We start from the raw sequence: 6032 nt of genomic DNA on the forward strand, positions 1-6032 counted from the left end.
AGGCCAGCAGCTTGTTCACGCGCTGCACATACGCAGCAGGATCGTCCAGCATGCCGCCTTCGGCCAGCAGCGCCTGGTCGAACAGCACCTGCACGCGGTCGCTGAAGGCATCCCCTTCCGGCAGGTCGCGTAGCTTCTTCACCAGCGCGTGGTCCGGATTCAGCTCCAGGATCGGCTGCGCGTCCGGCGCCTTCTGGCCTGCCTGCTTCAGCATGCGCTGCAGGTAGCCGCTCATGTCGCCTTCGTCCGAAACCAGGCACGAGGCGGAGTCGGTCAGGCGCAGCGTCACGCGCACGTCCTTGGCCTTGCCGTCGAGCACAGCCTTGGCGCGGGCGACCACGTCCTTCCAGTCGTTCTCAGCCTTTTCCTGTTCGGCCTTCTCGGCTTCGTCAGCGAGCTTGCCCAGGTCGAGGTCGCCGCGGGCCACCGAGACCAGTTCCTTGCCGTCGAACTCGCGTACAAAGGAAAGCATCCACTCGTCCACGCGGTCGGTCAGCAGCAGGACTTCAATGCCCTTCTTGCGGAACACTTCCAGATGCGGGCTGTTCTTCGCGGCAGCCCAGGTGTCGGCGGTCACGTAGTAGATCTTGTCCTGGCCTTCCTTCATGCGGCTGACGTACTGCGCCAGCGCCACGCTCTGCTCGGCGGTGTCGTTGTGCGTCGAGGCAAAGCGCAGCAACTTCGCGATGCGCTCCTGGTTGGCCGGGTCTTCACCCATGCCTTCCTTGAGCACCTGGCCGAACTGCTGCCAGAAGGTGGTGTACTTGGCGCGTTCGGCTTCGTCATCGCTATCCGCCAGCGTCTCGAGCATCGACAGCACACGCTTGGTGCAGCCTTCGCGGATCGCCTTTACGTCGCGGCTTTCCTGCAGCAGTTCACGCGACACGTTCAGCGGCAGGTCGGCCGAATCGACCACGCCCTTGACGAAGCGCAGGTAGGCGGGCAGCAGCTGGTCGGCATCGTCCATGATAAAGACGCGCTTCACATACAGCTTGAGGCCGGCCTTGTGGTTGCGGTCCCACAGGTCGAACGGTGCGCGCGCCGGGATGTACAGCAGCTGCGTGTACTCGCTGCGGCCTTCCACGCGGTTGTGGGTCCAGGCCAGCGGCGCCTCGTTGTCGTGCGCGTGTGCGATGTGGTGGTAGAAGGCGGTGTACTGCTCGTCGGTGATGTCCGACTTGGCGCGCGTCCACAGGGCGCTGGCCTGGTTGACGCTTTCCCACTCGTCGGTGCGCTTGTAGGCGCTGGCCTCGGCATCCCAGATCTCCTTGGGCATGCGGATCGGCAGCGAGATATGGTCCGAGTACTTCTGGATGATGCCCTTCAGGCGCCAGGCCGAGAGGAAGTCGTCCTCGCCCTCGCGCAGGTGCAGCGTGATGGTGGTGCCGCGCTCGTTGCGGGCGATGGCATCGATGGTGAACTCGCCGTCGCCGGTGCTTTCCCAGCGCACTGCGTCTTCGGCGCCCAGGCCGGCGCGGCGCGTTTCCACCGTGACCTTGTCGGCGACGATAAAGGCCGAGTAGAAGCCCACGCCGAACTGGCCGATCAGCGCGGCGTCCTTCTGCTGGTCGCCGGAAAGCTGCTGGAAGAATTCCTTGGTACCCGAGCGGGCGATGGTGCCGAGGTTGCGGATGGCCTCGTCGCGGCTCATGCCGATGCCGTTGTCGGTGATCGTCAGCGTGCGCGCCTGCGGGTCGGCCTCGATGCGGATGGCCAGGTCGGCGTCGTTTTCCAGCAGGGCCGGGTTCGCAATCGCCTCGAAGCGCAGCTTGTCGGTGGCGTCCGAAGCATTCGAGACCAGCTCGCGCAGAAAGATTTCCTTGTTGCTGTATAGCGAGTGGATCATCAGGTGCAGCAGTTGCTTCACTTCCGCCTGGAAGCTCATCGTCTCGTGCGGTGCGGTCATGGTTCTCCTCTTGGAAACAGGCGAATCTGGAAAGTGGGTGTGGCCACGGTCCTGTGGCCGGTGCCGCCAGACATAGGGCCGCCCGGGCCATTTTTCAAGGCCCGGGTGCTGCCGGGATGTGACTTACAGGCGCTCGAGCTGGCGCGCCAGGAAGGCCAGCATGTCCGGGTGGCCGCTGCTGGCGACGTTGAAGCGCATCCAGCCCGACGGCATCTGCGACGGCGAGAACAGGCTGCCCGGGGCGAACAGGTATCCCTCTTCATGCCCCGCGGTGGCGATCGCGTTGGTGTCGCGGCCGGTATCGGCCCACAGGTACATGCCGGCGTGCTGGCCGGGAAAGAGCCGCAGGCCCAGGTGCTCCAGCTCGCGCCGGGTCTCGTCGCGGGCGCGGTCCAGCCGGGTGCGCACGCGCTCCACATGCTTGCGGTAGTGGCCCTCGGTCAGCACCTTGTACAGCACGCGCTCGTTGATCTCCGGCGTGGCCAGCCCCGCCAGCAGCTTGCTGTCGGTCAGCGCCGACGCCATCTCCGGGTGCGCGGCGATAAAGCCCACGCGCAGGTTGGCCGCCAGGGTCTTGGAAAAGCTGCCCAGGTAGATCACCCGGCGCAGCTGGTCCAGGCTGGCCAGCCGGGTGGCGGCGTGGCCGGGCGGGCACAGGTCGCAGTAGATATCGTCCTCGACGATCAGGAAGTCGTACTGCTCGGCCAGGCGCAGCAGCTGGAAGGCCTTGGCCGCCGACAGCGAGGTGCCGGTGGGGTTGTGCAGCACCGAGTTGATCACGAACAGCTTGGGCCGCCGTGCCTGCACGATGCGCTCCAGCGCCTCCAGGTCCGGCCCTTCGGCCGTGTACGGCACCCCGATCACCTGGGCGCCCTGCGCGGCAAAGCGGCCGAACATCACGAACCAGGCCGGATCGCCCACCAGCACCGAGTCGCCGGGCTGCAGGTAGAGCCGCGCGATCAGGTCCAGGGCCTGGGTGATGCCCGAGGTCAGCACGATCTGCTCGGCGCTGGCACCGATCTCCAGTTCTTCCAGCCGGGTGCGCAGCTGCTGGCGCAGCGGCAGGAAGCCCTGCGGCGTGCCGCTGGCCAGGAAATGGTTGCCGGGCTGGCGGCCCAGCCCGCGCAGCGCGCTGGCGATCAGTTCGCCGTCGAGCCAGTCATTGGGCAGGAAGCCCAGCCCTGGCGCCTTGTGCGCCTCGGCGGTATGGAACATGCTGCGCAGCAGCCAGGTCACGTCGATATTGCGCGCCACCGCCACGTTGCCGGACACCGGCGCCGCGGGTGCGGCCGGGGCGCGCTCGCGCACGTAGAAGCCGGAGCCGCGGCGCGATTCCAGGTAGCCCAGCGCCACCAGCCGCTCATAGGCCTCGACCACGGTAAAGCGCGAGATGCCCTTCTCCTGCGCCAGCTGCCGGATCGACGGCATGCGCATGCCGGCGCGGAACACGCGCTCGTCGATGCGCATGCGGGCCCATTCGGTCAGCTGCTCGACCAGCGTCATCTGCGCCGATGGGATCGGATCCGGGAAGCGCTCGGTGGGCGGCACCACCAGCCGCAGCGCGCGGCCGGAGGCATGTCCCGATGTGCTTTGGGCGCCGCCTCCGCTATCCTTCTGACGGATGACGGTGGCGGTCTCGCTGCCGGCGTCGCCGTCCCTGCTGTTGGCATCCATGTGCTGCTCCTGCAACTGTACTGAATACGATCCGCTCAACTGTACCGGTACTGTACCGACTACCTTGTCTACCATCAAGCCAAGATGAAGCTCGCCCTCGATCACCTCGTCATCGCCGCGTCCGACCTGGACGCCGGCACGGACTACGTTGCCGGCCTGCTGGGCATTGCGCCCCAGGGCGGCGGTACGCACACGGCCATGGGCACGCACAACCGCGTGCTGGGCATGTTCGGCGGCGTCTACCTGGAAGTGATCGCGGTCGATCCTGCCGCCGCCGCGCCGGCACGCCCGCGCTGGTTCGGCCTGGACACCGAGGCCGTGCAGCAGCGCCTGCGCGACGGCCCGTTCCTGCTGCACTGGGCCGCGCGCGTGGAACGCCCTGCCGACCTGGGCCGATGGCAGGCGCAGTACCCGGAGCGCATCGCCCCGGTCATCCCGATGACCCGCGGCGGCCTGCACTGGCGCATCACCGTGCCCGAGGACGGCAGCCTGCCCGCCTGGCCGGGCGAAGCCAACAGCGCCGGCGACGGCCTGCTGCCCAGCCTGATCCAGTGGGACGTGGCCAGCTACCCCGGCGTCAGCCTGCCGCGGCAGGACCTGGCGCTGCGCAAGCTGTCCGGGCGCCACCCGCGCGCCGAGCTGCTGCGCCAGGGGCTGGCCTGGCTGGGCGCCGACCACCTCATCGCCATCGAGCAGGCCGAGGGCCCGCCTGAACTGATTGCCGAAATCGAAACCGCGCAGGGCATCCGCACCCTGCGCTAGCCACACCCAGAACAAGCCCACCAGGAGACCCCCGATGTCCGCCACCCGCAAGCGCTTCGACGAAGACCCCTACCTCGACCACTGCACCGCCACCGTGGTGGCGGCCGGCGCCGAAGGGATCGAACTCGACGAAACCGTGTGCTACGCGCGCAGCGGCGGCCAGGCCGGCGACACCGCCACGCTGGCGCTGGCCGACGGGCGCACGGTGGCCATCGTCGACACTGTCTACGCCGACGACCGCAGCCGCATCCTGCATGTGCCGGCACCGGATGCGCCGCTGCCGCGCGTGGGCGAGCGAGTCACCGTGACCATCGACTGGGCGCGCCGCCACAAGCTGATGCGGCTGCATACCTGCCTGCACCTGCTGGGCTCGCTGATCCCGGCGCCGGTGACCGGCTGCGGCATCTCGCCGGAGTCGGCACGGGTCGACTTCGACCTGCCGGAATCGACCCTGGACAAGGCCGACCTGACCGAGCGCCTGAACGCGCTGATCCACGCCAACACCGCGGTGCGCACCACGCTGATCACGCCGCAGGAACTGGCCGCCCAGCCCGAGCTGGTGCGCACCATCGGCGCCGCGCCGCCGGCGGGCACCGCCAGCATCCGCATCATCGAGATCCCCGGCGTGGACCGCCAGCCCTGCGGCGGCACGCACGTGGCCAACACCAGCGAGATCGGCGCGGTGGTGGTGACCAAGATCGAGAAGAAGAGCCGCACCAACCGGCGCGTGGCGGTTGCGTTCGCGTGATGGCGTCCGGCTTGCTCACCGGCCTGACGGCCGCGCAGTTCCTGGCCCTGCTGACCCTGCTGACGGTGGGCCTGTTCACGCCCGGGCCCAACACCACCATCGCCGCGGTCACCGGCGCCAACTTCGGGCTGCGCGCCACGCTGCCGCACTGCGTGGGCGTGGCCTTCGGCTTTGCCAGCATCCTCGCGCTGTGCGCGCTGGGCGTGGGCGCGCTGATCCTGGGCCAGCCCGCGCTGGCCGCCGGCGTGCACCTGGCCGGCGTGGCCTACCTGCTGTGGCTGGCGTGGAAGATCGCGCGCAGCACGGTGCTGGCGCAGAAGCAGGTGCTGCGCCCGCTGAGCGTGTGGCAGTCGGCGGTGCTGCAGTACGCCAACATCAAGGCGTGGATGCTGGCGCTGGCGGTCGCGGCCTCTTACATGACGGGCGCGCCCTCGCCGCTGCAGCGCGTGCTGCTGGTGTGCGGCGTGTTCGGCGTGCTGGGCTTTGTCAGCAACGGCGTGTACGGCGTGCTGGGCGCGTCGCTGCGGCAATGGCTGCAGCAAGGCCAGCGCGTGCGCTGGTTCAACCGCGCCATGGGCGCGGCGCTGGCGCTGACCGCACTGTGGATTGCGATCAGTGCCAGCCCGGGCGTGCAGTGACCCGCGGCGGCGATCCGATTCCGAGCCAATGACAACCAAGACCCAGACCATGCCCGCCAGCCGCCCCGCTTCGCCGCCACTGACGTCTGCCCCACCGGCCTCCGGCGGCATGCTGCTCGGCTTTGTCGGCGTGGCGATCTTCAGCCAGACGCTGCCGTTCACGCGCATGGCGGTGGCCGAGCTGGACCCGATCTTTGTGGCACTGGCGCGCGCCGTGCTGGCCGCGCTGCTGGCGCTGGCGCTGCTGGCCTGGCGCGGCGCGCTGTCCGACAGCCGCCGCCCGCGCGGCGGCCAGTGGCCGCGG

5 protein-coding genes and 1 pseudogene are annotated in these 6032 nt (G+C 69.0%); 4 read left to right on the forward strand and 2 right to left on the reverse strand.

The window, feature by feature from the left end; translation table 11 throughout:
- Both htpG and CF68_RS06905 read right to left on the reverse strand, forming a co-directional pair.
- A partial coding sequence (gene htpG, locus CF68_RS06900) for a molecular chaperone HtpG (RefSeq protein WP_035817025.1) occupies positions 1 to 1906 on the reverse strand: 1906 nt, incomplete at its 3' end.
- Between the two features lie 123 nt (positions 1907 to 2029).
- Positions 2030 to 3580: a PLP-dependent aminotransferase family protein gene (locus tag CF68_RS06905; protein WP_035816963.1), complete on the reverse strand. Its 1551-nt coding sequence runs from the start codon at positions 3578 to 3580 to the stop codon at positions 2030 to 2032.
- A gap of 84 nt (positions 3581 to 3664) precedes the next feature.
- Between CF68_RS06905 and CF68_RS06910 the strand changes: the two genes are divergently transcribed.
- The 4 genes and pseudogenes from CF68_RS06910 to CF68_RS38085 all read left to right on the forward strand — a co-directional run.
- Entirely contained in the window at positions 3665 to 4342 is a 678-nt protein-coding gene (locus CF68_RS06910; protein ID WP_035816965.1) for a VOC family protein, read from the forward strand.
- A 34-nt stretch (positions 4343 to 4376) separates the two neighbouring features.
- Positions 4377 to 5090: an alanyl-tRNA editing protein gene (locus tag CF68_RS06915; RefSeq protein WP_035816967.1), complete on the forward strand. Its 714-nt coding sequence runs from the start codon at positions 4377 to 4379 to the stop codon at positions 5088 to 5090.
- On the forward strand, positions 5090 to 5728 hold the full coding sequence (locus tag CF68_RS06920; protein ID WP_035816969.1) for a LysE family translocator: 639 nt from the start codon (positions 5090 to 5092) through the stop codon (positions 5726 to 5728). Before CF68_RS06915 ends, CF68_RS06920 begins: the two co-directional genes overlap by 1 nt.
- Before the next feature lie 49 nt (positions 5729 to 5777).
- Positions 5778 to 6032: pseudogene (locus CF68_RS38085) on the forward strand (EamA family transporter); the annotation flags it as partial.

The organism is Cupriavidus sp. SK-4 (assembly GCF_000611125.1).
GTDB lineage: Bacteria > Pseudomonadota > Gammaproteobacteria > Burkholderiales > Burkholderiaceae > Cupriavidus > Cupriavidus necator.

What these genes read in the sequence shown, in the direction of transcription:
- CF68_RS06910 (WP_035816965.1), top strand. Translation starts at nt 3,665, where the DNA reads ATGAAGCTCGCCCTCGATCACCTCGTCATCGCCGCGTCCGACCTGGAC.
- CF68_RS06915 (WP_035816967.1), top strand. Translation starts at nt 4,377, where the DNA reads ATGTCCGCCACCCGCAAGCGCTTCGACGAAGACCCCTACCTCGACCAC.
- CF68_RS06920 (WP_035816969.1), top strand. Translation starts at nt 5,090, where the DNA reads ATGGCGTCCGGCTTGCTCACCGGCCTGACGGCCGCGCAGTTCCTGGCC.
- CF68_RS06905 (WP_035816963.1), bottom strand. Translation starts at nt 3,580, where the DNA reads ATGGATGCCAACAGCAGGGACGGCGACGCCGGCAGCGAGACCGCCACC.